Source organism: Flavobacterium sp. WC2416, from assembly GCF_041200095.1.
Taxonomy (GTDB): Bacteria; Bacteroidota; Bacteroidia; order Flavobacteriales; family Flavobacteriaceae; genus Flavobacterium.
This window is the reverse complement of record NZ_CP165626.1, coordinates 3,373,433-3,398,935: the sequence shown is the minus strand read 5'-3', so window position 1 is coordinate 3,398,935 and position 25,503 is coordinate 3,373,433. Positions and strand designations below refer to the sequence as shown.

The window sequence follows — 25,503 nt, the reverse complement described above, 5'->3', positions numbered from 1 at the left end:
TTATATATAACGTATTGAATTCTAATTTATTATATTCTACTGTTAATTATTTCAATGCTTTTAAAAGCCCTTCTGGTGCTTTCTCTATATACATTTGGTTTTGTAAACCGTCAATCGATTTTGTGTCTTTAAAATAATTAAAATCTTGTTCAGGGTTTTGTTTTAGCATTTTTCCTGTTCCTGTAATTTTTCCTATTGCCGTACTCAATAAAGGTTCTGAACTATTTCCAAGAACGTCTAAGTTTCCTAAATTTTCTTTTAATTGGTAAGTAGGAGTAAGGCCATTATAATAATCTCCAAAACCAGCAGCATTGATTATCTTCAATACTATTGGTTGCATCGCATAACGATGGTTAGGATTCCTATTGTCTTTTCCAAAAGTAGGGGAGTCATATAATGTAACCGACCCAACATTTTTCCCTGTAGTAATATCGCCTATTTGTACTACATCCATATAGGGTTTTAAGCCATTGATTACTAATTCACTTGCTGACGCAGTGCTTTTGGTGGTTAGGATATAAATTTTTGATAAATTTAAACTGTTGATAGGTGTTGTCCCAATTTGGTCTGTAAAGTTATTGTTTAGGGCTTCTGGATTATTAGAGGCAAAATAGTCGTTTATCTTTGAGTTCCACTGTTGTTTTGCGAAAATTTGTCCTGTATATTGTCCCGTAATCATACTGGCTAAGCGGGTAGCAGTAAGTACTGAACCTCCACCATTGTAACGTAAATCTAATACTAAGTCAGTAATACCTTGTGATTTTAAAGATTCAAATGCTGCATTCAATTGAGTATCATATTCAGCATAAAAACCATTGTACATCAGGTAACCTATTTTATGTGCACCATTTGTAATAACTTTGTTTATTAATATTGGATTTTCGGCTACCGTTGTTTTAACTAGGTCCACTGATTTTCCATTTGATGTAATAGCACCTCCATTGTAGTCGGCTAAATTTAAAGTATAGCTATCAGCTCCTAATAAAGTTTGATAATTGCTTATAGTAAGTTGGGTTCCATTAACACCGTAAAAGATACTCCCTCTTTGAATGTTTTTTGTCGCTGCATCAGAATTTGGAAGAATGTAACGAACATAACCAAATATTTCAGTAGTACTTCCCGGTTTGTATACAAGCCCAAATTCTGCTCCATGATTTTTTGAGATTCCTCCAAGGGCCTGCTCTAATTCTAAATAATCACTTACAATCCAGCTAAAGCGATCAATACTTTTATCCACTCTTAGCGCATCAAATAATTCTTCTGGAACAGGATATCCTCTCAAAAATACATTAAGTTGATCTTGAGAAGCAAAACGATCATCGGCTAAGTTAGGCACATCTGCTTGCCATAAATAGTATTGATTCAATCCTTTCCAGATAAAATCTTGAACCTCTAAATTTATTGGTACTGCTGTGTCATCTTGATCTTGACAACTCTGGAAGGTTAAAGCAGCTAAAAATAATAAAAGTGTAAACTTGAATGTTGTTCTCATATTTGGGGTTTAATATGTATATGAACGTAAAAATACTATCTTTAGTTTTAATTGTTTGTTTTTTTGTAACAAAAATTAAACTGTTTCGTCTTGATATTATAAGGGCAATTGATTTAAATTGTATGCCAAGCGAATTGCAAATCGTAAAATAGAAAAAATAAGTAGTAACATATGAATCAAGTGCAATTTTTGGAACTGACTTCTCCTTTCAAAGACAAACTCTTTCGATTGGCAAAGCGTCTGCTTATTAGCACGGAAGAAGCAGAAGACGCTACCCAAGAAGTACTTGTAAAACTATGGCATAAAAGCGAAAGTCTGAATGGTTTTAATAGTGTAGAAGCATTTGCAATGACAATAACAAAAAACCATTGTTTGGATCAGTTAAAATCTAAGAGGGTTAATAATATTAAAATTGTTCATGATAATTATGCTGATACTACTCCAAGTTTAGAAAAGAAAATAGAAGATGATGATAGTCTTGATTGGGTTGGAAAAATTATTAACCAATTGCCAGAACAACAACGGCTCATAATTCAAATGAGAGATATTGAACAATATGAATTTGAAGAGATTGCAAAAATTATGCAAATGAATGAAACGGCTATTCGTGTAGCGCTTTCAAGAGCAAGAAAAACGATAAGAGAATGCATGACAAAAATTAATAATTATGGAATGGAATAAAATTGAAATACTTTTAGAAAAATATTTCGAAGGGGAAACAAGTAGTATGGATGAAAAAGAGTTGCAAAATTATTTTTCTTCTCCAAATGTTGCGCAGCATTTAGAGCAATACAAGCCTTTATTTGATTATTTTTCTATTGCGGCAACTCAAAAGTTTGCACCTGAAATACCACTACAATCTAAAAAACGTAAAGTAGCGTGGTTATCTATTGCAGCTTCAGTTGTTATTATGTTAGGTGTTAGTACGTATATGTATTTTGATAATAAAGTTGCTAATCAAGACCTAGGGACCTATACTAATCCAGAGGTTGCTTTAAAGGAAACACAGAAAGCATTGGCAATGTTATCAACTCATGTAAATACTGGCATAGTAAGTGTTAACTACATTCAAGAATACGAGGATTCAAAACAATTAATTTTTAAACAATAACAAATACTAAAAAAATGAAAAAATTTATAATCACACTAGTAATTGCATTAATAGCAACTCCGTTTTTTGCCCAATCGGCTTTTGATAAATTTGATGGACAAGATGATGTGACTTCAATTATTGTCAACAAAAAAATGTTTGACTTGATGAGTAAAGTAAAAGTTGATGCATCTGATAAGGAAACGCAACAATACATGAATTTAATCAAAAAATTAGACAACTTAAAAGTTTTCACTACAAGTAGTTCTAGAGCAACAGCTGATATGAAATCAGCAGCCGATAAATATATAAAAACAGCTGGATTAGAAGAATTAATGCGTGTAAATGACAGTGGTAAAAATATAAAGATATTAGTAAAATCAGGTGCCTCAGACAGTCAAATAAAAGAGTTGTTAATGTTCATTGAAGGAGGAAGTAAAACAAATGAAACGGTGTTAATGTCTTTGACAGGTAATTTTGACTTGAATGAAATTTCAGTTTTAACTGATAAAATGAGAATACCTGGTGGCGATGACCTGAAGAAAGCAACTAAAGGAAGAAAGTAATATGAAAACAGTTTATATCTTTTATTTTTTATGCCTGTTGTTGGTAAGCTGCAATTCAGAACCCACCCTACAAAAATATTTTGTAGAAAATACAGAGAATAAAGATTTCCTTGTAATGGATGTTTCTCCAAATATTTTAAATGTTGACAAAACGAAGTTGTCGATAGCTGAATCATCCGCTTTGAAATCTTTTGATAAGATGAATATTTTAGCATTTAAATTAACAGATAAAAATAAAAATCAGTTTGATGTTCAACTTGCTAAAGTGGATGCTATTTTGAAAGATAAAAAGTACCAACAGTTGATGAGATTTGGTTCTGGTAAAGAAGGTGCATCAGTAAGCTGTGTAGGAGCTGATGATCATATTGAAGAATTTGTTTTTTATGCCAATAAAAAAGATGCTGGTTTTGCAGTTGTTAGGGTAATTGGAAAAGATATGAATCCAACAAATATAATAACAATGATGCAAGTGCTGAAAAAGTCCAATATTGACATGGAGCAATTGAAACCTTTGCAACAATTAATAAAGTAATTAATTGTATTAAAATTTATAGGCCTCGATATATTTTATCGGGGCTTTTTTTGCTTGATTTTTATTTGGAGTTCAAATAGTCAGTCCAATCATTTTGAGTATTTAAATTTTTTAGGATTGACGAATCATTAACTTCTACTTCAGTAATTTCGTCCAGATTCACTTTTTTTATTTGGAAGTCTAATCTTGTATTTTCTTCTTTTGGATCTAATGGCGTTAAAGATTTCCAAAAGGCGTTAGATAGTTTAATTGGATGACCATTTTTGCCTTCAAAATTGGGGAGAACAATGGTATTTTTAATTTCAATTATTGCATTCAGTACCGTAGCATTTGGAATTGGAATATCAATGGGACTAATAAGAACAGCTTGATTGGTTTTTATTTTTTGTAATACAGTTTGCAGTGTTGAAAAAGAACCTCGTTCTGGATTTGGATTAATAACGACTCTCACTTTCATTTCTTTAAAATACATAAAATGAGTTTGCGCCTCAGCTAGCAATGGAATAGCGTTGAAATAGTCTTGGTAATGGAAACCCAAACCAATGTAGACTTCTGTGATTTGTGTTTTCGAAATCCGATCTAATTGCTCTAAAATCCAATACGTATTATTATAATCTAATAAACCTTTAGCAATACCCATTCTTTCTGATTTGCCCCCAGCAAGTACTATAAAAACGGTATTATTTGCCATAATACACTTTTAGTAATTCAGATGCCACACTGATTGCTATTTCTTTGGGATTGGTTCCGCCTAAATCTAGTCCAACTGGACAATGAACTGCTTTGATTCCAGCTGTAAAACCCAATTCGTTAATCAATAAATTATTAAATTTATTTTTCTTGGTTTTACTGCCTATCAATCCGATGTATTTTGTTTTGGAGTGAACGGCTAATGCGGTAATTTCAAAATCCAATTTGTGATCATGTGTCATGATAACTACGTAGCAATTGTCTCCCCAATTGATCGTTTGTTTGTAGTGATCGAATGCAACACTACTAAATAAAATTGATTTATCTATTTCAATAGTGTTTTTCCAATTCTCTCGTGTATCAAAAAGAGTGATATTAAAAGGAGTATCTTTTAGAACTTCACATAAAGCAATGCCAATATGTCCGGCTCCAAACAGAAACAATTCAGGGGATTGATTCATAGGTTCAATAATTAGTTCTACTTTGCCACCACAGCATTGCTCAAATTCAGGCCCCAGAGTATAAGAGAATTCTTTTGTTTGATTTTCATGAATTGCATTAACTGCCTCTTCAATAATTTGAAATTCTAATTTACCGCCACCTATGGTTCCGTGAATCTTTTTTTGATAGGTTACAATCATTTTAGAAGCTACTTTGCAAGGAGCAGAGCCTAAAACTTTAGTTACTGTAACCAGAGCTACGGGTATTTTTTTAATTTTAAATTCGTGTAATAATTCAATCCAGTTATTCATTAAAATAATTATTGGTTGGAGTGCATAATAGATTAAGCAGGTAAAAATGATATTATACAATATCAAAATCGCTCAAAGGTAAATTATGGTACCTTTTACCAGTAAGTTTAAAGATAGCATTTATAATAGCGGGAGCAATTACGGGTACTCCAGGTTCTCCTACGCCAGTTGGGTTTTCGGTACTCTCCACAATTTCAACATGAACATTTGGAATTTCATTCATTCGAATCATTTTGTAATCAGTAAAACTATTTTGCTCAATCGCCCCATTTTTAGCAGTAATTTTCCCATAAAAGGCTAATGACATTCCAAAAATAGCGGCGCCTTCCATTTGTGCTTTTACGGTATCTTTGTTTATTACGGTTCCGCAATCTATAGCAGTATAAATGTTATGCACTTTTATTTTATTATTTACCATTGATACTTCAACAACTGAGGCCACGTAGCTATAAAAACTATATTGAACCGCTATTCCGTAAGCATGACCTTCTGGTAATGGTTTTCCCCAATTGGCATTTTTTGCAACCACATTTAAAACGTTTTTAAGTCGGGCTGTGTTGTATTTTAGAGGATCTTTTGTGTCTTCGATTCGGTCAGGGCCTATTAGATTCAAACGAAACTCTAATGGGTCTTTATTGGCAGCAAAAGCCAATTCGTCAGCAAATACATTCACCGAAAAACCATGAGGAATATTAATTACAGATCGCATCCAGCCAATTCGCACATGAGCAGGTGCTTGACCTACTTCGACCTTAAAGTTTTTAATGGCATAAGGAATATTAGCTGCACTGGCTATTTCCCAATCGGCTGGAAAATCAGTTCCGGGCGCAAAGGTCGACATGATAGAAGGGAATGCAAATCGGTGTAGCCAGCTGGTAACATTACCTTGACTGTCTATAGATGCCTTCATGTATTGCGCACTTACAGTATGATAATATCCATGCTTCACATCGTCTTCACGTGTCCAAATTACTTGTACAGGAGCTTTAATCATTTTTGATACCATAACAGCTTCTACCACATAATCTGGCTTTGATTTTCTTCCAAAACCACCCCCTAAAAAAGTAACATTTAAAGTTACTTTATCAACAGTTGTTTTTAAATAATCTACTACTTCATTTCGGGCAGTTTGAGGATCTTGTGTGGGTGCCCAAACTTCGCAAGTATCTCCTTGAACCCAAGCAACTGCATTTGGTACTTCCATTGGGGTATGTACTAAATGAGGAAGTTGAAAGGTGCTTTCGATAGTTTTATGCCCTCCTTTAAAGCCTTCGTTTACATTGCCTATTTCTTTAGCCACTTTCCCTGGTTTATGGACATTTTCGGTAATTTGACTCATGTAATGATCCGAATCATACGTTTCGTTTTCGCCGTAATTCCATTCAATTTCTAATGCAGCTTTACCTTTGAATGCAGCCCAAGTATTCGTAGCAATTACAGCTACACCACCAAGAGGACCAAAAGGTCTTTCAATGCGAGGAATTTCAATTATGGCTTCCACTCCACGAATTTTCATTGCGGCAGTCTTATCAAAAGATTTAACGGTTCCAAATGTAACGGGACAACGTGCGATAGCTACAAATTTCATATTTGGTAAACGTTTGTCTAATCCAAAAACAGCAGCTCCATTTACATATTCATTTATATCAATGCTTTTTAAATGTTTACCAATGTATTTAAAGTCATTTGGATTTTTATAAACAACGTTTGTTGGAACTTTAAGTGTTTTAGCTGTTTCTACAAGTGCTCCAAATTCTATTTTTTTACCACTTGTGTGAATAATAAAGTGATTTTCGGCAGTACATTCTTTTTCAGGAACCTGCCATGTTTTTGCTGCGGCAGTAATTAACATGGCTCTAACCGTAGCGCCCATTTTTCGCATAGTGTCATATAGGTAAAGAATACTTTTAGAACCATCGGTATTTTGATCCCCATATTTTATGTCACCCATAGCTTGTTTAACCGTCACTTTATTCCAGTCGGCATCCATTTCGTCAGCAATGACTGAAGTTAAAGAGGTTCTTACTCCATTCCCCATTTCAGATCGGGAAGCAATTAAAATCAAACTTCCATCAGAATTCAATTGAACGAATAAATTAGGATTAAATTCAATTTTGTTTTCAGGCTTTTTTTTATCGAAATATAAGTAAGTACTACCAGCTAGAATTAATCCACCCGAGGCCAAACCAATGTTTTTAACAAAACTTCTACGGCTCATGTTATGAATATCACTCATGGTTTGCTTTATTTTTAAGTTCAACAGTATGGTGAATGGCTTTTTTTATTCGCTGGTAGGTGCCACAACGGCAAATATTACCACTCATGGCGTCATCGATATCTTTGTCTGTAGGATTTTCGTTTGAGTTAAGTAGGGAAGTAGCAGTAATTAATTGGCCAGGTTGACAGTAGCCACATTGTGGAACATTATATTCCGACCATGATTTTTGCAATAATTGTAGATTTTCTTGAGTACCTTCAATTGTTGTAATCTCTTTTCCAGTAACTGCAGAAACAGGTGTCAAACACGAATAGGTAGCAGTATTGTCAATTAATACTTTGCAAGAGCCACAAGCACCTATTCCACAGCCAAATTTAGTGCCAGTCAGGCCAATAATGTCTCTAATAGCCCATAATAAAGGCATTTCTGGATCTACATCTATCTGATGTTTTTCTCCATTAATTTGAAGTGTAATCATGTTGCTTTACAATTTGTGTTACGGACCCCCAATTTAAGCTTTTTATTTCTAATTTAATTTTTTTTTAAAATTAGGTTCAATTGAGTAGATTTTATTACTTAAGTATTAAGGTTGATAGGAATGTGCTTTTAATACGAAAGTTTAAAATCGCACTCTCTATTATAAGATTAATAAATGCAGCCTTTTATTTTATTAATATGATTATTAATAGTTGGTTTTTAGAATATTTGATAATTATTTTAATCGCAATTATTTTTTTTATTTTATATCAATTCTTCTATTCTATTTGCATTATTATATTGAAAATGTAATACCGGTCATTTACACACATCATTTGTTTTATATAATGCTTCAAATCTTTTATTTTAATTTTTAAAATAAATCTATTTTCACAAAAATAATTTTACTGTTTTAGAAAACGTTAAATATTGTGAAGCAATATTTTCTGAAATTTAATTTTCGAAATAGCACTGCTATAAGAGCACAACTTTTTCCGTAAACAAACTGATTGAATTAATAATATAAACCAAAATTACGCTCTGTTACAACTAAAAAATTAACCATTAAACTAAAAATTATGAAAAAATTAGGTATGATTGCTTTTGCACTAACTTGCTTATTAGGATTAGAATCCTGCTCGGATAATGTAACATCTGTCGAAGAAAACCAACAGGTAACTGCAAGTATAAGTAGTGCTACAAGTAAAGTCGCTGGTGCTCCATGGGTAAAGCAATTTGAGGAAACATTTAATATGGGTTCTTCACTCTCGCAATGGACAAAAGCACAACGTACAGATTATAATTCTAACTATTGTGATTATAAAAGTTCCGTACCTACAATACAAACTAGGGATGGTAGAGATTGTTTAGAAATAAAGACTACAAAGTTGAGTGCAAGTAAATACCAATCGGGTCTAATTAAGTCCATATATCAGTATAAACCTGAAAATAATACAGAATATATGCTATCTGCTAATATTAAATTAATAGCTATGGATGGTGCTAATTATAAATCATTCACAGATACTTATGGAGCTTGGCCCGCTTTCTGGAGTGTCCAAGAAAATGCTTGGCCAGTTCAAGGAGAAATTGACACTATGGAGGGTTATTCTTTTGCTCCTAATGCGTCCCGTTTTACCTCTAATCTTTTTTACGGTACAACATCTGGGACAAATCAATTAGGAAACGCTGCAGAAAGAAGTTATCCAAGTGCATTTAATGTAAATGGTAATAATGGGTGGCATTTATACGAATCTTTTTGGAGTGTAAAAAATAATGTGGTGACGGTAACTATAAAATTAGATAATGTAACGGTTTCTACATACACTAATAGCAGCGTGTCAAAGCTCAATTTGAACAATTTTGGACCGCATAATATCATTATAAATATGAATGTAGGATCAAACGATTCCAATTTTATTGACCCCAATAAAATAAACTTATTTACAAGTACTATGATGTGGGTAGATGATGTTACGGTATATAAAAGATCCATCTAAATAATTTAGAGAAGATAACCCGTGTCATAACACTGCTATAGGTAAATAAGTATTAAAAAAAAATATTTAATACTTGGATTTGATAAAATCCGCAAAAATAGGCTTGCTATTTGCACGTCGATTTTGCGGATTTTTTAATATTCTGTTAAAATGTAATTTATCAGAAACCACAATTTCATCAAAAGTGAGTTAAAGTGGGGATATTGATAGATAAAAAACAAATTGTAATAGGGCTTTAGGTCTTACTAAAAAGTGGAAGTAATAACTCTGGATTTTATAATTAATATATGAGACTCTTTTTATGTCAGTTTTTTTTTGATTTTATCATTACTTTAAAAATAGAATAGTAGAATTATATTTTTGATATTAAAAATAACTCAAATATCACTAAAAGTTGGTATTGTGTATAATGGGGGTATTGTTTTACTTTGTAATATAATAAATGCAAATAGATTAGATTAAAGCGAAGAGATGAAAACTAAGTCAATAAATAGAATTAATAAATACGATACGTTGTTCTTGTATATCGGAACTTTTTTTGTTGCAATAGCTGGTTTGTCTGGAATTTTAATGGCAATCTATTTATCAATTCAACTAACTGAGAGTTTTTAATTATATAGATTAACCAATATATCAGTTTGTAAACGAAAAAAAGGTATAAGTAGTTGATCAACTACTTATACCTTTTTTTTAAGTGACCACGGTGGGATTTGAACCCACACGCCCTTGCGAGCACCAGCCCCTCAAGCTGGCAAGTCTACCGTTTCTCCACGTGGCCTAAAAATAAAAAAGGTCAAGTAATAAATTACTCGACCTTTTAGTGACCCGACTGGGGCTCGAACCCAGGACCCCATCATTAAAAGTGATGTGCTCTACCAACTGAGCTATCGAGTCAAAGCTTTCAAGGAAATTATGTGTTGATCACTACAATTGTGACCCGACTGGGGCTCGAACCCAGGACCCCATCATTAAAAGTGATGTGCTCTACCAACTGAGCTATCGAGTCATATTCTTTCCTTGAATGCGGGTGCAAATATAAGGACTTTTTTTGAAGTTTTCCAAGCAATTTTATTATAAATTTGTCTTTTTTTAACAATTAATCTTAACGCCTTAGTTTATAAGGTTTTATTCTATGAAAAAAATTATATTATTAGGCTATATGGGTTGCGGTAAGTCTACCATTGCCAAAATGCTTTCAAAAAACATTCATATTCCATTTGTCGATTTAGATAAATATATCGAGGATAAAGTAAATAAGTCTATAAATTCTATTTTCGAATTGTATGGTGAGATTTATTTTAGAAAACTAGAACACGAATGTTTTGTTGAGTTATTGAATTCTGATCAGGAAGTTATTATTGGCTTAGGTGGAGGTACTCCATGTTATGCAAATAATCATGAATTATTAAAAGGGAGTGGTGTGAAGTCAATATACTTGAAAGCATCGATCCAAACCTTGTTTGATAGATTGTCTGTCAATAAAAGTAAAAGACCGCTTATTGCCAATAAAAATGATGAAGAGATGAAGGAGTTTATAGCCATGCATCTTTTTGAAAGGAGCTTTTATTACAATCAGGCACAATATATCGTTTCAGTAGATGCTAAAACGATAGATGAGACGGTAAATGATATTCTAGCTGTTTTAGCTTAAATAAGCGTAACTGTCATCGTTTTCATCAAATACAACTTGAACGTGCTCTAATAGAGAGGTAGAAAGTGAAATTCCTTTAAAATCAGCTTTAACTGGGTATTTTTTGTGATTGCGATCTACTAGGACAGCTGTTTTGAATTTTTTCAATGGAACATCTAGAAAATGTCTTACAGCATATATAAGTGTAGTACCTGAGTTTAATACGTCGTCAATTAGGATTAGTCCTTTGTTGGCATATTGTTCTTTGGTTATAGATGTGTGTATTGGTAATTCAGGATGTTGTTTGTCAATATGAACTTCGCATAGTAAAACATTTAAAGTGGAAATGGTTTTAAGTTCACTTGCTATTTTTTCTGCAAAAACATAACCATTAGTGGCAATTCCGGCAAGAACTACCTCGTTTTCATCTACAAAAGTCTCGTAAATTTGATAGGCAATTCTTTTTATTTTATGCTCTATTTCTTGATTTGTTAAGATGATGTTTTTGCTCATTATTAGATTTGTTTCAAGTTTATTATTTCAAGTTATTCTGTGTCTTCTTCTTCGGATATGATTTCGTTACCAAATTCATCAATATCTCGTCGGTCTTTTTTGGTTGGTCTTCCAGTACCGTTTTTTCTATAATGGTCTTTCGATAATTTTAGTAGTTCTAAATGTTGATACACTTCGGCTGGAGTATCATTTCTTCTGTAAATATCAACTAATTTAGCTCCTACGCGATTCTCTGGAATATCTAAAACGGTGATTATCTGGGTGATTTGATCTTTTCTAAATGTGATTTTATCAGTCGGAAAAACCTCTTTTGAGGGTTTAGCAACAAGACCATTTACAGTGACATGATTCTTTTTACAAGCCTCTGTTACCATATTTCTTGTCTTGTAATATCGGACACACCATAAATATTTGTCTATTCTCATAAAAATTCTAAAATCGGAGTTAAATTGTTTACAAAAATAAATCAATATTGTATCTTGCGCACTTAAAAATCAACAATAATGAACAAATTTAAGTATTATTTTATTTTAATAATTACAACATTCTCTTTATTTTCATGTTCGAAGAATGATACCCCTGCAGTTGAGCCACTTAGAGATTATGCAGAACAATATACAACCGATAATACTACTATTGAACAATATTTAAAAACATATTATATTACTGTAGTGGATCACCCTGGTTTTTATGATGATCAGGATGTTACTTTTACTAAAATTCCGGATGGTGGAAGTCAAAAATCAATTTGGGATCAAACGGATTATGAACTAAAAAGTAGAACAGTAAGTTTAAATGAGGTTAATTATAATTTATATTATTTAGTTTTGAGAACGGGAACAGGAAGTTCACCTACAAATGTAGACGGAGTTTTGTCGTCTTATAAAGGAGATTATTTGGAAGAGATTAGTGCATCAAATGTAACTACACTAACAGCAACACCATTTGAGGAAGTGAAATACCCACAACAAATGATAAGTCTATTCAGTACTATCACAGGTTGGAGTGAGATTTTTCCACAATTTAAAACAGGGAGTTATACTACTAAAGAGGACGGTACTATTTCATACAAAGATTTTGGAGCTGGTATCATGTTTGTTCCGTCAGGATTGGCTTATTATGCTTCAGGAAGTGGAGTTGTTCCTGCTTATGTCCCTTTGGTTTTTAGTTTTAAACTATATGAATTGCAAAGACTGGATCAAGATGGAGACGGTGTTCCTTCTTATTTAGAAGATCTAAATGGTGATGGTTATGTTAGAAGTTTTGCTACGGGTATTGTAAATCCTGACGATACTGACGGTGACGGTATTCCCAATTTCTTAGACGTTGATGATGATGGAGATGGCTATAGCACGAAAAGAGAAATTGCTGCAGGAACAGATTATTTAGATAAAAATAGTCACCCATAGTTAGTTAGTTTATAAACTTCAAAATTTAAGAAGTTTCAGTTTTTTAGTTGAGATTTACTTATTTTAAGATATAAAAAAATCCCATTCAGTAATGAATGGGATTTTTTAATGATATAATAAAGAAGAATTATTTTCTTTTGATTACTCTTTCAACAGCTTCAACAATCGCTTCATTGTTTAACTTGTATTTTTCCATTAATTGAGCAGGAGTTCCAGATTCACCAAAACTATCATTGACAGCAACAAACTCTTGTGGAGCAGGATTGTTTAAAGCTAATACTCTAGAAACGCTTTCTCCAAGTCCTCCAAGGATGTTGTGCTCTTCGGCAGTAACGATACATTTAGTTTTAGCCAATGATTTTAGAATGGCGCCTTCATCTAATGGTTTAATCGTATGGATGTTAATTACTTCAGCAGAAATTCCTTTAGCTTCTAATGCTTCAGCTGCAATAAGTGCTTCCCAAACTAAATGCCCTGTTGCTACAATAGTTACGTCAGTACCTTCACTAAGCATAATCGCTTTCCCTATTACGAAAGGCTCGTCAGCAGGCATAAAGTTAGGTACAACTGGACGTCCAAAACGCAGGTAAGCTGGACCATGATGATCTGCTAATGCTAGCGTAGCTGCTTTAGTTTGATTGTAATCACAAGTATTAATTACTGTCATTCCTGGCAACATTTTCATTAATCCAATGTCTTCAAGAATTTGGTGTGTTGCACCATCTTCTCCTAATGTTAATCCAGCATGTGAAGCACAGATTTTTACATTTTTTTCGGAGTAAGCTACTGATTGACGAATTTGGTCATATACTCTTCCTGTAGAGAAGTTAGCAAAAGTTCCTGTGAAAGGAATTTTTCCACCAATAGTTAAACCAGCTGCAATTCCAATCATGTTTGCTTCAGCAATTCCAATTTGGAAAAAACGCTCCGGGTGATTTTTTTTGAAATCATCAAATTTCAATGATCCAATTAAATCCGCACAAAGTGCAACAACATTTTCATTTTTCTGACCTAATTCAGTCATTCCCGCTCCAAAACCTGAACGAGTATCTTTACTTCCTGTATTTGTATATTTTTTCATTTTCTAATTTAGATTTTTGGCAGTATTCTACTGAACACTAATTACTGAATACTTTTTTAGTAATCTGAATTACCTCCAGTATTATAATTCTGTCCTAAAGCATTTTCTAGTTGAGCATCATTTGGTGCTTTACCATGCCATGCATGACTGTACATCATATAGTCTACTCCGTTACCCATCTCAGTGTGCAATAATACACAAACTGGTTTTCCTTTTCCTGTTCTTGATTTTGCGTCATTCATACCAGCAATGATTGCTTCGATATTGTTCCCTTCTTTTATTTCAAGAACATCCCAATCAAATGCTTCAAATTTTGCACGGATACTACCCATAGCCAAAACTTCATCAGTAGTTCCGTCAATTTGTTTTCCGTTAAGGTCAATAGTAGCAATAAGATTATCTACTTTTTTAGCAGATGCATACATGATTGCCTCCCAATTTTGACCTTCTTGTAATTCACCATCTCCGTGAAGCGTATAAATCAAATGGTTGTCACCATTTAATTTTTTTGCTTGTGCAGCACCAATACCAACAGATAAACCTTGTCCAAGTGAACCAGATGCTATTCTTACTCCTGGTAAACCATCGTGAGTAGTTGGGTGTCCTTGTAATCTTGAATTAATCAAACGAAAAGTCGCTAATTCAGAAACTGGGAAATAACCGCTTCTTGCTAGTACGCTATAAAATACTGGAGAGATATGACCGTTTGAAAGGAAGAATAAATCTTCTCCAATTCCGTCCATATCAAAACCTTCTTTGCGTTCCATAAGGTTTTGGTATAAAGCTACTAGAAATTCAGTACAACCAAGTGAACCTCCAGGATGTCCTGAGTTTACGGCATGTACCATTCGAAGAATGTCTCTTCTTACTTGGATAGTTAAATCGTTTAATTGTTGTGTGTTAGGCTTCATTTTGTGTGTAAAAGTTAAACTGTTGCAAATGTAATTTTTATTTTGGCGTAAGACAAATGATTTTTGATTTTGTTATACTGCGATTTTGCTCATTATTATTCTAAAAAATAATGAATAACTACTATTTTGGGTATAATTTTTTTCTTTTTTTTTACAATCTCTTTTTTTATAATGTTCCTGTAATTATTACCTTGCGAGTATGTACGAACAATTAGAAAAGAGTATTTGTGAAAAGGTAACACTGTCAACTGAAGAGTTTGAATTGTGTAAAACTTTTTTTATCCCAAAAAAAATCAGAAAAAAACAAACCTTACTTCTTGAAGGGGATGTTTGTACGTACAATGCCTTTGTTGAAAAAGGAATTTTAAGGTCCTATACTACTGACGAGAAAGGACATGAAAATGTGATACAGTTTGCTTTTGAAGGATGGTGGATTACCGATTTATCTAGCTTTTTAACTGGAGGAAATTCTACTTATACTATTGAAGCTTTAGAAGATTCCGAATTATTGTTATTAACCACGACAGCCAGAGAATCATTAATGAATGCGATTCCTGCTTTTGAAAGGTATCAAAGACTTTTGTTGCAAAATGCATATATCGCTTTACAAACTAGAATCAATAGTGCATTGACAGCTACGGCCGAAGAAAAATATTTAAAATTGACCACTTATTACCCTGATATTGTGACCCGTATCCCACAACATATGGTGGCCTCGTATTTAGGCCTTACTCCCGAGACATTAAGTCGAGTGAGAAAACAAATAAACCTTCGCAAATAAAATTGATCTAGATCAATGTCATTTCTTATTCTACCTCAATGGAAGAAGAGACTTTCCCGTTGTAGTTTTGCGTCACTAAAATGATGAAGATGCAAAATAGTAAAACAATTGCCGTTATTGGTGCTTCAGACAAAAGAAATTTTGTGGTATTAAATGAGCTAGCAGCTCGTTACCAAATGTTATTATTTGATAAAAACGAAAAGGCACTTTCGGATGTCCATCAAGCACTTTTAGTTCAAAATCGATATGCTTCTATCGAAAAGATGGATTGTCCCACTAATGCAAGTTGGGAAGCAGATATCATTATTCTTTCAGGATTTTGCATTAACGATGCTAATATAGTTCATAATATTAAAAATGTTGCTACAGCAAAAATTGTAATTATTATGGAAAATGATGATGAGTTTACCAAATCAATAAATCATCAAGTAAGTTTTGATCTTATTTTTCCACATTCAAAAATAGTCGAAGTTATAAATATAAACACCGATGATAAAGCAGAGAAAGAGTTCCTTTTAGAAGGACATGATTCTAATGCTTTAGATATCGTTTCAACCATTTTAGAAGGAATTGGTTTCAACACGTATGTCTCACAAATTAATTAATAAAAATAAATCTTATGAATAATAGCATTTTATTACAACCCTATACATTCAATTCTACATCTTTTAATAACCGTATGGCTATGGCACCTATGACAAGAAGCCGGTCAGGAAACGAAGGAAACTTGGCTACGGAACAAATGGCAATATACTATTCTGATCGTGCCGATGCAGGTTTACTAATTACCGAAGGTACCGTAGTGAGCACGAAAGCAGTAGGTTTTATTAATGTTCCGGGAATTTACAGTGCAGCACAAACGGAAAGCTGGAAGCAAGTGACGCAAGCGGTTCATAATAAAGGAGGGAAAATATTTGTTCAATTATGGCATACTGGTAGGTTGTCACATCCAGATTTACATAATGGAGAATTACCTCACGCTCCCTCGGCAATTAATCCTGAGGCCAAAGCATTTACTGCTCAAGGTTTTGTAGATACCGTAACTCCAAAAGAAATGACTGTTGCCGAAATTAAAACAACTATTGAAGATTTTGCAAATGGGACTAGAAATGCCGTAGAAGCGGGTTTTGATGGTGTTGAATTACATGCAGCCAATGGGTATTTATTTCATCAGTTTTTTAATGGAGCCTCAAATACACGTACAGATGAATACGGCGGAAGTATTGAAAATAGAGCCCAAATTTTATTTGAAACCTTAGATGCCCTAAAAGGAATTATTGATTACTCTAAAGTGGGAGTTCGATTGAATCCATCTATGCACGGTGTACAAGGAATGACAATAGACAAGGAAACAATTCCTGTACATGAATATATTGTAAATCGTTTAAACGACTACGGATTAGCTTATGTGCATTTAACGGAACCTTTTACGGATGTTAGTGAAGTACCTTATGCCGTTACTGAAGTAGCCAAACATTTTAGACCTATATATAAAGGGTTGTTGATGATTAATAAAAGTTTTACTAAAGAAACAGGTAATAAAGTGATTGAAGAAGGGCATGCCGATATGGTCGCGTTTGGTGTTCCTTTTCTAGCTAATCCTGACTTAGTTGCTCGATTTAAGAAAGATGCTCCCCTGAATACTCCAGATCCAAGTACTTTTTACACTTTTACTGAAAAAGGATATAATGACTATCCTAAAATGGAAGTTTAATCGATTTAATTTGTTGATGAGATTTACTGTTTATTAATTCTTATATATGATGCAATAAAATAATGATTATATGAATTAGAAAATCTCATAAGAAAAGCTCCATAAATTTATGGAGCTTTTTTTTAAGCATTTTCTTCTAAAAAAGAGATGCTTTTTTTCTAAATTTTGCTTTGTAAACTGCTCCAGCCTCCACCATTGTGAACAGTGGTAAATCCTTTTGATTTTAAAATACTCTTAGCCGATGCACTACGCATTCCTGATGCACAACAAGTAATAATAGTTTTCTCTTTTTTGATTTTAGCAATATGGCTATTAAGTTCATTCAAAGGCGCATTTATCGAGCCTTTAATATGTCCTTGTTTGTATTCTCCGGGACTACGAACGTCAAGGATTACTGCTCCTTGTTTTACTAAATCAGCGTAATCTACTTTTGGTCCTAAACCAAATATCTTTTTTAAGGTGTTTATCATTGTTATTGATTTATTTTGATTTATAATAGTTTACGTCTAGCCACGAACCGCCGTTGTAACATTCAATTCCTTGTTGAGAAAGGAAATGCTGTGCTTGTCCGCTTCTATTACCGGAGGCACAACATAGAATTAACGGAGCTTTAAGTTTTTTTAACTCTTCGATTCTTTCAGGAATTTCATTTAAGACGATGTTAATAGACCCTACTACATTGCCTCCTATAAATTCACCATAGGAGCGTACATCTACAATAGTTCCTTGGTTTTCTTTTATTATTTTTTCTAAGTCCATTTTTTATTTTCTAAAGGTTTTTGAAATCATCCAAAAAACATTGATTGATTATCAGATGTTATTTGAATTTTATTTTACAAAAGTAATAGAACTCTACATGGTGTACAGTAACATTTGTTACATAAGATTTTTTTTTGATCATATTTTTTTTCAAAAAACAAGCCTGCTAATACTAACAGGCTTACGAAGATTTTAAAATAATATATTACTATTTATGCTCTAATGTTGGAAATAGCATCAGCTCTAAAAGCATTTTTATTAATAGATGATATCGCAATGCCAGTTAGTTCAGCATCTGCTTTTTTTGCTTCATCGAGAGTTTTGGCTAATAAAGTGGCTGCTTTATTTTCTCCTAATGTTTTTGCAAAAGCATGTAAAGTACCATATGTGGCTATTTCATAATGTTTCATTTTTTGTTCGGAAGCAATAATACTAGCGTCACGTACCATACCATGATCTGTTTTTTTTATCATTTTATCATTTTCCTTTAGGATTCCTTCCATAGCATCGCATTTTTGCGCTTTTGCTTCAATTCCTGTAGTTTCAAATATTTTTTCTAATCTGGAAACATGTTCATGTGTTTCCTTTAAATGATTTTTTAAAGTTGTTTTTAACTCAGGATCAGAAGCATTTTCCATCATTTTAGGTAAGTTAATGCTAAGTACCTTTTCTGCATAATAAATATCTTTCAAGCCAACTTCAAATAAATCTCTTAATCCATGTGAAGGATTTGCTTTTGCTTTCATTGTTTCTTTTGAAGCTTCTTGTTTTCTAGTTGTAGGTGCCATAATAATTGGTTTTTATATATTAATAGATTGTATTATAAAAATTTTTGTCTTTTTCTAATTTCTTTTAATTTTCAATATCCATAAGCTATTATTTTTCTTATTCTATTTATAAAGTTATAAATATTTTAATTTAAGTAACTGTTAATTAACTTAATATAAACATAAACTGCGTGAATTAACTAAAAGTAGTAAGGCGTTTCTTTGTAATAACAACATGTTGTTTTTTGAGTTTTGTTAGCTTTCTTTAAAGAGAACTAAAAAATATATTTTTCAAATTTATTTAAACATAATTAAAAACAAAAAAGCCAGTTAAACCTTTTGATAAAGGAAAAACGGGCTTATTGATACAAGTTTTTAAATGTTTTTATAATGCGATAACAGCTACTGAAATAGTTTTGATAACTATTGTATCGAGTTATTTTTCATTTCTTCAAGCAGTTTAATTATTTTATCCAATTTGTCTACTTCGATATTATTTAATTTTAAGGTTAATGCTTCAATTTCTTGTTTAGCATCAATGTTAGTTTGGTAATCAGCTTGGGCTTGCATTCTATCTCTTTCACTTTGTCTATTTTGAGACATCATAATGATAGGAGCGGCATAAGCTGCTTGCGTTGAAAAAACAAGATTAAGTAATATAAAAGGATAAACATCCCAATGCTTCACAAAAGCCAATAAATTGAGACCCATCCAAAGTACAACTAGTATTGTTTGTACAATAATAAATTTCCATGAACCCATTCCTTTTGCTACACTATCAGCTAGTCGGCTACCAAATTCTAATGTTTCAAGATGTTTTTGATGCCAGTTGTTCGTTTTTATCATTGTTTTTGGATTATTTTTTTTATAAATATTTCAGATCAAATATAACTCAATCTTTGTTGCAATAAATTAAAATTTTAGTTAATGTGAGTACATTGTTTGTCGAAAGAAAATAGTCATTCGGCTACACAATTAATAGCATTCATCTAATAGTATATTTATGAGCTTTAATGTCTTTATATATTTGTGGTATAGTTTTAGATAATAGAGTAGGTAACAACAAGTATTATAATTGGTTATTATGTTTTGTTGAGAAGGTCAGTAAAATAAGTGTATCTGTAAATGCATTCGCTTGAGATAAGATTAAATCATTAGCAACACTTTGAAGAAAATTACAGAGCGGACCATACAGTTAAAATATAGAATGTTTAGTTTTTTAGTTGATTGGTTAAATTCCCCAATTTAGCCGTTTAGAACAGTCTTAGCTTTCTTAGTTAAGACTGTTTTATATTTTAATTATCAATGTATTTAATAATTCTTGTCCTTCTTCCCAATATTGCAATCGCGATTCAGAGTTGAGGTGTCCTTTTAGTCCCACATTGATAAAAGTACTTCCCCATTGATGAGCAAGAAAAACAGCTTTTTCTACAGAAATATAGGGATCGTTAGCACTCGTTACCAGAATGGTAGGGTACATAAATTTGGATAAAGGAATTGGTGAAAAATTTCTTGTTTCTTCTGGTGTGTGTAATGGTGAATCTACATCAGCAGGAGCCACAAGTAAGGCGCCAGCGATTTTATTTGTAGTATTCTTTTTTGACCAATGCGCTACAAGTGAAACGGCTAGACTATGAGCAACAATAATTATTGGACCGTCAATGCTATCAATACTTGAGGAAAGGCCATTCAGCCAATCCTCTAAAATTGGATTGTCCCACTCTTTTTGAATTACTTTTTTTGAATTTTCAAATTTGTTGAGCCAATAATTTTGCCAATGCTCTTTTCCAGAATCACCTAATCCAGGAACTATTAATAAGGTAAAGTCCATGCTTTTTTTATTTTTATAATACCAATTGTACTGAATTGCAATGTACTATTTTACAGTAATACAATTACCATTTTTAAGTTGACTTTTTTGTCTTATATTCGTTAAAAAAAAGATGCGTTTTCCTATAGTTATTTTAATAAGCGGGATTTTATTGATGAGTTGTAGTTCTAAAAAATTTACTTCCGTTTCTTATCTAAAATCTGCAGAGGGTACTACTGCAAATAGTCCTAATTTGAATGTATTTGTTCCAAGAAGTGATAAAAGCGCACCTTTTCCAATTTTAATTTTTGTACATGGAGGAAACTGGAACAGTGGTAGAAAAGGAACCTATGATTTGTTAGGAAGAAATTTTGCTAGCAAAGGAGTAGTTACTATTATTCCTGATTATACTTTAAGTCCAGATGCTAGTTATGATGAAATGACCGAGCAAATCGCATCAGTAATTCAATGGGTAAAAGCGAACGGCAGCAAGTATAATGGAAATCCAAATCAAATTTTTATAACTGGTCATTCTGCGGGAGGGCATTTAGGGGCCTTGGCAGTGATGAACCCAAAATATGGTATTGAACCTAAAAGTATTTCAGGGATTATTTTAAATGATGCCGCGGGTCTTGATATGAAAAACTATTTAGAACAAAATCCACCTACAACAACCGATAATTATTTGACAACTTGGACCAATAGTCCTGATCAATGGAAGGAAGCTTCTCCCATTTATTTTTTGAATAAAAATACGCCACCGTTTTTAATCTATGTTGGGGACAAAACGTACCCTTCTATTAAAGTAGCAAACAAGCGTTTTGTTGACGCCTTACAACCCTATCAACCAACAGTTACTCCAATGCATTTAAATAAAAAACATATTCCTATGGTAACACAATATTTATGGCCATGGAGCAACCGTTTTGAGGAGGTTATTGAATTTATGAATAGTCATAAATAATTCTATTTGGCTTTTTGAAAGGAAGTTCTATTTTTTTGTTCCGATAAAATACCGCTTAATAAAGGTTTCGTTAGTTCTTCTATTTCATTCTCTGTGATGTCAATCGCTTTTGAGTTGTCAATTAATTGCAACCAAGGTTTTGGAGCATCAAAATTATAAGAACCAAAAACAACTACTGGAGTACCTTTTACTTTTACATTTTCTTCATCAGCTAGTACCCATTGGTCAGCCCAATCATAAAGATAGCGCGCATCTTTTTCTCGAAGACGCAAGCAAGAATGAGAAGCTGGATAACCGGGTAAACTGTATTGATGCCATCCCACACCTTCTTTGTTAGCAATATTAAAGTTCCATTTTAAATCCCATTCATCATTGAAAGTACTCGTTGTTTGTTCCGCCTTCCAGTTGGTATAGAAAAGTCCAGTAGGGGTTTGGTCTTTTTTTCGTCCCATATTAGTTGGCCCCGTATAGATTAACTCTCCATTTTCATAGGCTGCAAATGTTTGTGTTGGGTAAGAAAAATAGATGATTTTATCAATATCTTTTAGATACTCAACATGAGTAGGAAAAGGCAAGTAAAATTCAATATCACCGCTGAAATCTCCAGGAATGATTACTGAATCCATTTGAGTAAAATTGGTTTTGTCAGTTCTATTAAGTGCAAGGGCAATATCCATTTTTAGGGAATCTTTCGCATTTTGTTCCAACCATTGTTTTGTATTAGTTAATGTATAAGAGACCATTTTTGGTTGTTTTCTTACGCGCACTTTTTTGGTTTTAATAGATTCTGTTGATTCATTTTGCTTGCATGAGTAAAGTACTACGATGATGCTTAAAAGAAGAATAATTTTTTTCATAGGTTAATTTTATAATACAAAATTGGGCTAAATTCTTGACCAAAGTATTACACAATTATCGATTTAATTTATTTTATTCACATATTAAAAATCTTATTGGCGGGTTAAATTGGGCCAATTTTTTACGATAGGGTAGGGTGTTTTCACTTTTAGTTGTCTTACTAGTATAAACGATAGTGTACTATCACTAAAATTTAAAATTATGAAAGCAATTAAAACAATACTAGCAATAACACTTTTTGGAATTATAGGAACAGTAAATGGGCAAGAAGCTAGAGTAAAAAATGAAACGACCATAAATACGAATCAAGATAGAATGGCGTATTATGAGCAAAGAGGAGCGGAAGATGCTCGTTTTGAGTTAGAATTTAAAGCTAAAAGCAAAGCTGATGAAAAAGCTTTTTGGGAAGAACAAAAAGAGTATGAAAAGAATTTAAAGAAGCATAATAGGAAAGCGTATCGCGCTTATATAGCGAGTAAGCAAGAAGCCTATGCAGAGCACCATCATCATTGTGATGGACATTGTTACCATAGCGATTCGTTTTACCAGCATGCTGGATATTACTACTATGGGTATGATGAACAAAACTATCAAACAACTCCTCACAGTACTTCAGTAAATACACAAATACGAGTAAACACACCAAGTGTGCGATTAGGTGTTTTTTAATAATTTGAATTAGTAAAAAAAGCCGCTCTTTCTTAGTAGGAAAGAGCGGCTTTGTTATCTTTAAATCCTTGAAAAAATTTTGGGCCAAATGAAATTCTCTCTATCGATGTTGATCCATTAGAATAACATTACCATCTGGATCCGATATCATAAAACTTGCAGGTCCCGAAGTTGTATCATCTATTTTTCCTTCTATTTTTATCTTTTTACTTAGGAGTTGTTTTTGAATTTCTCGGATATCATCAAAATTTTCAATGTTTTTACCGTTTTCATCCCATCCAGGATTGAAAGTTAAAATGTTGCTTTCAAACATACCTTGAAACAGTCCAATGATTGAATTCTCATTTTTCATTATCAGATAATTTTGGTCTAAATCCCCCGCTAAAACGGTAAAACCGAGACTTTCGTAAAACCTTTTGGACACTTTAATGTCTTTGACACTAAGGCTCACAGAAAACGCACCTAATTTCATATTTTCTCCTTTTAGTTTGTTACAATTTTTGTTCACTTCCTTTTTTTTCTTGGATTGTTTGTTCACATTTATGAATGAATGAAAACAATAACCAAGTCCAATAGAGCTTGCAAGTACTAAAATACAAAAAAATGTTCTTTTATTTACTTGTCGTTGCTAGGACAGAGTATAATTCTGCGCATAGTTATATGTAGAATGGGGCGGTTGGGTTAAATTTTAATGAACCTAAGTGATTTTTAAAGTTCATTTATTTCAATAACAATTGTTTTTGTCCAAATATCACTTAAACTTTGGTGTTTATTTGTGTTTTTTATAATTATTTATTCCAATTAAGCCAAAGGGAAACTTATCAAATGGATCCAATAAATGTCTTTTTAAAGATTGACTGAAGGTGAGTTTACCTCATAATTTATCGATAGCACTACTTTGCATGAAGGATAGGAGCGGCATCTCCCGATTTAGAAAAACAAGGCTTTTTTTGGCCGTAGTTTTTCTTATCGGGAATACAGCGGATAGCCTGACCGGAGCTTTGGCGCAGGGCATGCCCAAATGATTTTATTACAAAAATCACTTTAGAAACGACTTTTATCGTTGATTTCCCAAATCTTAATTAAATTTTTGAATTATCTAATTCTCTAGTTTTCAAATTAACCTATCTTTGCCCGCCGAACAATCGGTAGAAAAACGGTATTATGAAGTTTGATTTATTAAAAAAAGACCCGCAGTCGAAAGCTAGAGCGGGAAGTATTACTACAGATCACGGCGTTATTGAAACGCCAATTTTTATGCCTGTTGGGACTGTTGCCTCGGTAAAAGGGGTGCACCAAAGGGAATTAAAAGAAGATATAAACCCAGATATTATCTTGGGAAACACCTACCATTTATACTTGCGTCCGCAAACGGAAATCCTAGAAAAAGCAGGTGGATTACATAAATTCATGAACTGGGACCGTAATATTTTGACGGATTCAGGTGGATATCAAGTCTATTCTTTGTCTTCTAATCGTAAGATTAAGGAAGAAGGAGTGAAGTTTAAGTCGCATATTGACGGTTCATACCATGTGTTTACACCAGAGAATGTAATGGAAATTCAGCGTACCATAGGTGCTGATATTATCATGGCTTTTGATGAATGTACACCATATCCTTGTGACTATAATTATGCAAAGCGCTCTATGAAAATGACACACCGTTGGTTAGACCGATGTGTGAATCATTTGGAGAAAGTGCCTATGAAATACGGTTACGATCAAGCATTTTTCCCTATTGTTCAAGGAAGTTGTTACAAAGACTTGCGTCAACAATCGGCAGAATATATTGCAAATTCAAACCAAGTAGGTAATGCTATAGGTGGACTTTCAGTAGGGGAACCGGCTGAGGAAATGTATGCGATGACCGAAATAGTTTGTGAAATTTTACCCGAAGATAAACCCCGTTACTTAATGGGTGTGGGAACTCCAATTAATATTTTGGAAAACATTGCACTGGGAATCGACATGTTTGACTGCGTAATGCCTACACGTAATGCTAGAAACGGAATGTTGTTTACGGCAAATGGTTCTATCAATATCAAAAATAAAAAATGGGAAGCCGATTTTTCACCAATTGATGAAATGGGACACACATTTGTTGATACAGAATATACGAAAGCCTACTTACGTCACCTGTTTGCTGCTAATGAATACCTAGGAAAACAAATTGCTACGATTCATAATCTTGGATTTTATATGTGGTTGGTTCGTGAGGCTAGAAAACATATCTTAGCAGGGGATTTTAGACCATGGAAAGAGATGATGGTGAAAAATATGAACCAGAGATTGTAAAAATATGGTGATTGGTTTATTCGGTT

At 33.0% G+C, this 25,503-nt stretch carries 30 protein-coding genes and 3 tRNA genes; 14 read left to right on the top strand and 19 right to left on the bottom strand.

All coding sequences use genetic code 11. From position 1 onward, the window contains the following. Positions 1-46: 46 nt before the first annotated feature. Positions 47-1,492 (bottom strand): S41 family peptidase, encoded by a 1,446-nt coding sequence (locus AB3G39_RS14345; protein ID WP_369765522.1) that lies wholly within the window; start codon positions 1,490-1,492, stop codon positions 47-49. Between the two features lie 171 nt (positions 1,493-1,663). On the opposite strand from AB3G39_RS14345, the gene AB3G39_RS14340 reads away from it, so the two are divergent. Genes AB3G39_RS14340 through AB3G39_RS14325 form a run of 4 tightly spaced genes read left to right on the top strand, consistent with a single transcriptional unit; the run spans position 1,664 to position 3,680 of the window. Beyond that, entirely contained in the window at positions 1,664-2,173 is a 510-nt protein-coding gene (locus AB3G39_RS14340) for an RNA polymerase sigma factor (protein WP_369753329.1), read from the top strand. Next, complete coding sequence (locus AB3G39_RS14335) at positions 2,160-2,603, top strand: hypothetical protein (protein ID WP_367757754.1); 444 nt, start codon at positions 2,160-2,162, stop codon at positions 2,601-2,603. Before AB3G39_RS14340 ends, AB3G39_RS14335 begins: the two co-directional genes overlap by 14 nt. A 14-nt stretch (positions 2,604-2,617) precedes the next feature. After that, a complete protein-coding gene (locus tag AB3G39_RS14330; RefSeq protein ID WP_367757756.1) occupies positions 2,618-3,148 on the top strand; it encodes a DUF4252 domain-containing protein in 531 nt (176 codons plus the stop codon). Between the two features lies 1 nt (position 3,149). Beyond that, positions 3,150-3,680, top strand: a complete 531-nt coding sequence (locus AB3G39_RS14325) for a DUF4252 domain-containing protein (RefSeq protein ID WP_369765521.1) — start codon at positions 3,150-3,152, stop codon at positions 3,678-3,680. Between the two features lie 61 nt (positions 3,681-3,741). Here the strand turns inward: AB3G39_RS14325 and AB3G39_RS14320 are convergent, their stop codons facing one another. Genes AB3G39_RS14320 through AB3G39_RS14305 form a run of 4 tightly spaced genes read right to left on the bottom strand, consistent with a single transcriptional unit; the run spans position 3,742 to position 7,818 of the window. After that, positions 3,742-4,371, bottom strand: a complete 630-nt coding sequence (locus tag AB3G39_RS14320; RefSeq protein WP_367774056.1) for an NTP transferase domain-containing protein — start codon at positions 4,369-4,371, stop codon at positions 3,742-3,744. Continuing rightward, positions 4,361-5,122 (bottom strand): xanthine dehydrogenase accessory protein XdhC, encoded by a 762-nt coding sequence (gene xdhC / locus AB3G39_RS14315; RefSeq protein ID WP_367774058.1) that lies wholly within the window; start codon positions 5,120-5,122, stop codon positions 4,361-4,363. Before xdhC ends, AB3G39_RS14320 begins: the two co-directional genes overlap by 11 nt. 52 nt (positions 5,123-5,174) lie before the next feature. Then, positions 5,175-7,358, bottom strand: a complete 2,184-nt coding sequence (locus tag AB3G39_RS14310) for a molybdopterin cofactor-binding domain-containing protein (RefSeq protein ID WP_369769443.1) — start codon at positions 7,356-7,358, stop codon at positions 5,175-5,177. Beyond that, a complete protein-coding gene (locus AB3G39_RS14305) occupies positions 7,351-7,818 on the bottom strand; it encodes a (2Fe-2S)-binding protein (protein ID WP_367774061.1) in 468 nt (155 codons plus the stop codon). The genes AB3G39_RS14310 and AB3G39_RS14305 overlap by 8 nt, the downstream gene beginning before the upstream one ends. A 577-nt stretch (positions 7,819-8,395) precedes the next feature. On the opposite strand from AB3G39_RS14305, the gene AB3G39_RS14300 reads away from it, so the two are divergent. Together AB3G39_RS14300 and AB3G39_RS14295 are read left to right on the top strand one after the other, a co-directional pair. Next, positions 8,396-9,316 (top strand): glycoside hydrolase, encoded by a 921-nt coding sequence (locus tag AB3G39_RS14300; protein WP_367774062.1) that lies wholly within the window; start codon positions 8,396-8,398, stop codon positions 9,314-9,316. 471 nt (positions 9,317-9,787) lie between these two features. Then, entirely contained in the window at positions 9,788-9,928 is a 141-nt protein-coding gene (locus AB3G39_RS14295) for a hypothetical protein (protein WP_367774063.1), read from the top strand. 83 nt (positions 9,929-10,011) lie between these two features. Here AB3G39_RS14295 and AB3G39_RS14290 read toward each other — a convergent pair. The 3 genes from AB3G39_RS14290 to AB3G39_RS14280 all read right to left on the bottom strand — a co-directional run bounded on the left by AB3G39_RS14290 (position 10,012) and on the right by AB3G39_RS14280 (position 10,322). Then, a tRNA-Leu gene (locus AB3G39_RS14290) sits at positions 10,012-10,094 on the bottom strand. A gap of 43 nt (positions 10,095-10,137) precedes the next feature. Further along, a tRNA-Lys gene (locus tag AB3G39_RS14285) sits at positions 10,138-10,210 on the bottom strand. Positions 10,211-10,249: 39 nt separating this feature from the next. Continuing rightward, positions 10,250-10,322 (bottom strand) — tRNA-Lys (locus AB3G39_RS14280). A gap of 126 nt (positions 10,323-10,448) precedes the next feature. Between AB3G39_RS14280 and AB3G39_RS14275 the strand changes: the two genes are divergently transcribed. Then, positions 10,449-10,967, top strand: a complete 519-nt coding sequence (locus AB3G39_RS14275; protein WP_367774065.1) for a shikimate kinase — start codon at positions 10,449-10,451, stop codon at positions 10,965-10,967. Here AB3G39_RS14275 and AB3G39_RS14270 read toward each other — a convergent pair. Continuing rightward, the gene (locus AB3G39_RS14270; RefSeq protein ID WP_367757773.1) at positions 10,959-11,459 is read right to left on the bottom strand and encodes a phosphoribosyltransferase family protein; all 501 of its coding nucleotides are present in this window, start codon (positions 11,457-11,459) and stop codon (positions 10,959-10,961) included. The two genes, AB3G39_RS14275 and AB3G39_RS14270, sit on opposite strands and share 9 nt — an antisense overlap. Before the next feature lie 32 nt (positions 11,460-11,491). After that, positions 11,492-11,884 carry an RNA-binding S4 domain-containing protein gene (locus AB3G39_RS14265; protein ID WP_367774067.1) on the bottom strand — a complete coding sequence of 131 codons (393 nt, stop codon included), beginning with the start codon at positions 11,882-11,884 and terminating at the stop codon, positions 11,492-11,494. A 78-nt stretch (positions 11,885-11,962) separates the two neighbouring features. Between AB3G39_RS14265 and AB3G39_RS14260 the strand changes: the two genes are divergently transcribed. Then, on the top strand, positions 11,963-12,868 hold the full coding sequence (locus AB3G39_RS14260; RefSeq protein WP_367774068.1) for an FKBP-type peptidylprolyl isomerase: 906 nt from the start codon (positions 11,963-11,965) through the stop codon (positions 12,866-12,868). 127 nt (positions 12,869-12,995) lie between these two features. Here AB3G39_RS14260 and AB3G39_RS14255 read toward each other — a convergent pair whose 3' ends face one another. Both AB3G39_RS14255 and AB3G39_RS14250 read right to left on the bottom strand, forming a co-directional pair. Further along, a complete protein-coding gene (locus AB3G39_RS14255) occupies positions 12,996-13,949 on the bottom strand; it encodes a transketolase family protein (protein WP_367757779.1) in 954 nt (317 codons plus the stop codon). 56 nt (positions 13,950-14,005) lie between these two features. Continuing rightward, positions 14,006-14,860 carry a transketolase gene (locus AB3G39_RS14250; protein ID WP_367757781.1) on the bottom strand — a complete coding sequence of 285 codons (855 nt, stop codon included), beginning with the start codon at positions 14,858-14,860 and terminating at the stop codon, positions 14,006-14,008. A gap of 199 nt (positions 14,861-15,059) precedes the next feature. On the opposite strand from AB3G39_RS14250, the gene AB3G39_RS14245 reads away from it, so the two are divergent. The 3 genes from AB3G39_RS14245 to AB3G39_RS14235 all read left to right on the top strand — a co-directional run bounded on the left by AB3G39_RS14245 (position 15,060) and on the right by AB3G39_RS14235 (position 17,355). Continuing rightward, positions 15,060-15,641, top strand: coding sequence for a Crp/Fnr family transcriptional regulator (locus AB3G39_RS14245; protein WP_369765512.1), 582 nt, complete (start codon positions 15,060-15,062; stop codon positions 15,639-15,641). A gap of 89 nt (positions 15,642-15,730) precedes the next feature. Next, positions 15,731-16,246, top strand: coding sequence for a hypothetical protein (locus AB3G39_RS14240; RefSeq protein WP_369765511.1), 516 nt, complete (start codon positions 15,731-15,733; stop codon positions 16,244-16,246). 14 nt (positions 16,247-16,260) lie between these two features. Next, positions 16,261-17,355 carry an alkene reductase gene (locus AB3G39_RS14235; RefSeq protein ID WP_367757786.1) on the top strand — a complete coding sequence of 365 codons (1,095 nt, stop codon included), beginning with the start codon at positions 16,261-16,263 and terminating at the stop codon, positions 17,353-17,355. Between the two features lie 158 nt (positions 17,356-17,513). Here AB3G39_RS14235 and AB3G39_RS14230 read toward each other — a convergent pair whose 3' ends face one another. The 5 genes from AB3G39_RS14230 to AB3G39_RS14210 form a co-directional block, all read right to left on the bottom strand. After that, positions 17,514-17,825, bottom strand: a complete 312-nt coding sequence (locus AB3G39_RS14230; RefSeq protein ID WP_369765510.1) for a rhodanese-like domain-containing protein — start codon at positions 17,823-17,825, stop codon at positions 17,514-17,516. Between the two features lie 10 nt (positions 17,826-17,835). Continuing rightward, positions 17,836-18,114, bottom strand: a complete 279-nt coding sequence (locus tag AB3G39_RS14225; protein ID WP_367768141.1) for a rhodanese-like domain-containing protein — start codon at positions 18,112-18,114, stop codon at positions 17,836-17,838. A 212-nt stretch (positions 18,115-18,326) separates the two neighbouring features. After that, a complete protein-coding gene (locus tag AB3G39_RS14220; protein WP_367768144.1) occupies positions 18,327-18,902 on the bottom strand; it encodes a ferritin-like domain-containing protein in 576 nt (191 codons plus the stop codon). A gap of 402 nt (positions 18,903-19,304) precedes the next feature. Then, the gene (locus AB3G39_RS14215) at positions 19,305-19,727 is read right to left on the bottom strand and encodes a DUF1003 domain-containing protein (protein WP_367768147.1); all 423 of its coding nucleotides are present in this window, start codon (positions 19,725-19,727) and stop codon (positions 19,305-19,307) included. Between the two features lie 442 nt (positions 19,728-20,169). After that, on the bottom strand, positions 20,170-20,712 hold the full coding sequence (locus AB3G39_RS14210) for an RBBP9/YdeN family alpha/beta hydrolase (RefSeq protein ID WP_369753349.1): 543 nt from the start codon (positions 20,710-20,712) through the stop codon (positions 20,170-20,172). A gap of 112 nt (positions 20,713-20,824) precedes the next feature. Between AB3G39_RS14210 and AB3G39_RS14205 the strand changes: the two genes are divergently transcribed. Next, complete coding sequence (locus AB3G39_RS14205; RefSeq protein ID WP_369753350.1) at positions 20,825-21,655, top strand: alpha/beta hydrolase; 831 nt, start codon at positions 20,825-20,827, stop codon at positions 21,653-21,655. A 2-nt stretch (positions 21,656-21,657) separates the two neighbouring features. Here the strand turns inward: AB3G39_RS14205 and AB3G39_RS14200 are convergent, their stop codons facing one another. Beyond that, the gene (locus AB3G39_RS14200; RefSeq protein WP_367768155.1) at positions 21,658-22,512 is read right to left on the bottom strand and encodes a L,D-transpeptidase; all 855 of its coding nucleotides are present in this window, start codon (positions 22,510-22,512) and stop codon (positions 21,658-21,660) included. A 202-nt stretch (positions 22,513-22,714) separates the two neighbouring features. Here AB3G39_RS14200 and AB3G39_RS14195 point away from each other — a divergent pair, with 202 nt between their 5' ends. Beyond that, entirely contained in the window at positions 22,715-23,182 is a 468-nt protein-coding gene (locus AB3G39_RS14195) for a hypothetical protein (RefSeq protein ID WP_369765509.1), read from the top strand. 100 nt (positions 23,183-23,282) lie between these two features. Here AB3G39_RS14195 and AB3G39_RS14190 read toward each other — a convergent pair whose 3' ends face one another. Further along, the gene (locus AB3G39_RS14190) at positions 23,283-23,654 is read right to left on the bottom strand and encodes a VOC family protein (protein ID WP_369753352.1); all 372 of its coding nucleotides are present in this window, start codon (positions 23,652-23,654) and stop codon (positions 23,283-23,285) included. Positions 23,655-24,346: 692 nt separating this feature from the next. Here AB3G39_RS14190 and tgt point away from each other — a divergent pair. Beyond that, a complete protein-coding gene (tgt, locus tag AB3G39_RS14185) occupies positions 24,347-25,477 on the top strand; it encodes a tRNA guanosine(34) transglycosylase Tgt (protein WP_369753353.1) in 1,131 nt (376 codons plus the stop codon). Positions 25,478-25,503 lie beyond the last annotated feature (26 nt).

Excerpts from the sequence above, each read along its gene's own strand:
- AB3G39_RS14345 (WP_369765522.1), bottom strand. The coding sequence starts at position 1,492 with ATGAGAACAACATTCAAGTTTACACTTTTATTATTTTTAGCTGCTTTA.
- AB3G39_RS14215 (WP_367768147.1), bottom strand. The coding sequence starts at position 19,727 with ATGATAAAAACGAACAACTGGCATCAAAAACATCTTGAAACATTAGAA.
- AB3G39_RS14295 (WP_367774063.1), top strand. The coding sequence starts at position 9,788 with ATGAAAACTAAGTCAATAAATAGAATTAATAAATACGATACGTTGTTC.
- AB3G39_RS14335 (WP_367757754.1), top strand. The coding sequence starts at position 2,160 with ATGGAATGGAATAAAATTGAAATACTTTTAGAAAAATATTTCGAAGGG.
- AB3G39_RS14195 (WP_369765509.1), top strand. The coding sequence starts at position 22,715 with ATGAAAGCAATTAAAACAATACTAGCAATAACACTTTTTGGAATTATA.
- AB3G39_RS14205 (WP_369753350.1), top strand. The coding sequence starts at position 20,825 with ATGCGTTTTCCTATAGTTATTTTAATAAGCGGGATTTTATTGATGAGT.
- AB3G39_RS14305 (WP_367774061.1), bottom strand. The coding sequence starts at position 7,818 with ATGATTACACTTCAAATTAATGGAGAAAAACATCAGATAGATGTAGAT.
- tgt (WP_369753353.1), top strand. The coding sequence starts at position 24,347 with ATGAAGTTTGATTTATTAAAAAAAGACCCGCAGTCGAAAGCTAGAGCG.
- AB3G39_RS14310 (WP_369769443.1), bottom strand. The coding sequence starts at position 7,358 with ATGAGTGATATTCATAACATGAGCCGTAGAAGTTTTGTTAAAAACATT.
- AB3G39_RS14300 (WP_367774062.1), top strand. The coding sequence starts at position 8,396 with ATGAAAAAATTAGGTATGATTGCTTTTGCACTAACTTGCTTATTAGGA.
- xdhC (WP_367774058.1), bottom strand. The coding sequence starts at position 5,122 with ATGAATAACTGGATTGAATTATTACACGAATTTAAAATTAAAAAAATA.
- AB3G39_RS14210 (WP_369753349.1), bottom strand. The coding sequence starts at position 20,712 with ATGGACTTTACCTTATTAATAGTTCCTGGATTAGGTGATTCTGGAAAA.
- AB3G39_RS14190 (WP_369753352.1), bottom strand. The coding sequence starts at position 23,654 with ATGAAATTAGGTGCGTTTTCTGTGAGCCTTAGTGTCAAAGACATTAAA.
- AB3G39_RS14245 (WP_369765512.1), top strand. The coding sequence starts at position 15,060 with ATGTACGAACAATTAGAAAAGAGTATTTGTGAAAAGGTAACACTGTCA.
- AB3G39_RS14265 (WP_367774067.1), bottom strand. The coding sequence starts at position 11,884 with ATGAGAATAGACAAATATTTATGGTGTGTCCGATATTACAAGACAAGA.
- AB3G39_RS14330 (WP_367757756.1), top strand. The coding sequence starts at position 2,618 with ATGAAAAAATTTATAATCACACTAGTAATTGCATTAATAGCAACTCCG.
- AB3G39_RS14220 (WP_367768144.1), bottom strand. The coding sequence starts at position 18,902 with ATGGCACCTACAACTAGAAAACAAGAAGCTTCAAAAGAAACAATGAAA.
- AB3G39_RS14250 (WP_367757781.1), bottom strand. The coding sequence starts at position 14,860 with ATGAAGCCTAACACACAACAATTAAACGATTTAACTATCCAAGTAAGA.
- AB3G39_RS14235 (WP_367757786.1), top strand. The coding sequence starts at position 16,261 with ATGAATAATAGCATTTTATTACAACCCTATACATTCAATTCTACATCT.
- AB3G39_RS14200 (WP_367768155.1), bottom strand. The coding sequence starts at position 22,512 with ATGAAAAAAATTATTCTTCTTTTAAGCATCATCGTAGTACTTTACTCA.
- AB3G39_RS14325 (WP_369765521.1), top strand. The coding sequence starts at position 3,150 with ATGAAAACAGTTTATATCTTTTATTTTTTATGCCTGTTGTTGGTAAGC.
- AB3G39_RS14255 (WP_367757779.1), bottom strand. The coding sequence starts at position 13,949 with ATGAAAAAATATACAAATACAGGAAGTAAAGATACTCGTTCAGGTTTT.
- AB3G39_RS14270 (WP_367757773.1), bottom strand. The coding sequence starts at position 11,459 with ATGAGCAAAAACATCATCTTAACAAATCAAGAAATAGAGCATAAAATA.
- AB3G39_RS14230 (WP_369765510.1), bottom strand. The coding sequence starts at position 17,825 with ATGATAAACACCTTAAAAAAGATATTTGGTTTAGGACCAAAAGTAGAT.
- AB3G39_RS14240 (WP_369765511.1), top strand. The coding sequence starts at position 15,731 with ATGCAAAATAGTAAAACAATTGCCGTTATTGGTGCTTCAGACAAAAGA.
- AB3G39_RS14260 (WP_367774068.1), top strand. The coding sequence starts at position 11,963 with ATGAACAAATTTAAGTATTATTTTATTTTAATAATTACAACATTCTCT.
- AB3G39_RS14340 (WP_369753329.1), top strand. The coding sequence starts at position 1,664 with ATGAATCAAGTGCAATTTTTGGAACTGACTTCTCCTTTCAAAGACAAA.
- AB3G39_RS14320 (WP_367774056.1), bottom strand. The coding sequence starts at position 4,371 with ATGGCAAATAATACCGTTTTTATAGTACTTGCTGGGGGCAAATCAGAA.
- AB3G39_RS14275 (WP_367774065.1), top strand. The coding sequence starts at position 10,449 with ATGAAAAAAATTATATTATTAGGCTATATGGGTTGCGGTAAGTCTACC.
- AB3G39_RS14225 (WP_367768141.1), bottom strand. The coding sequence starts at position 18,114 with ATGGACTTAGAAAAAATAATAAAAGAAAACCAAGGAACTATTGTAGAT.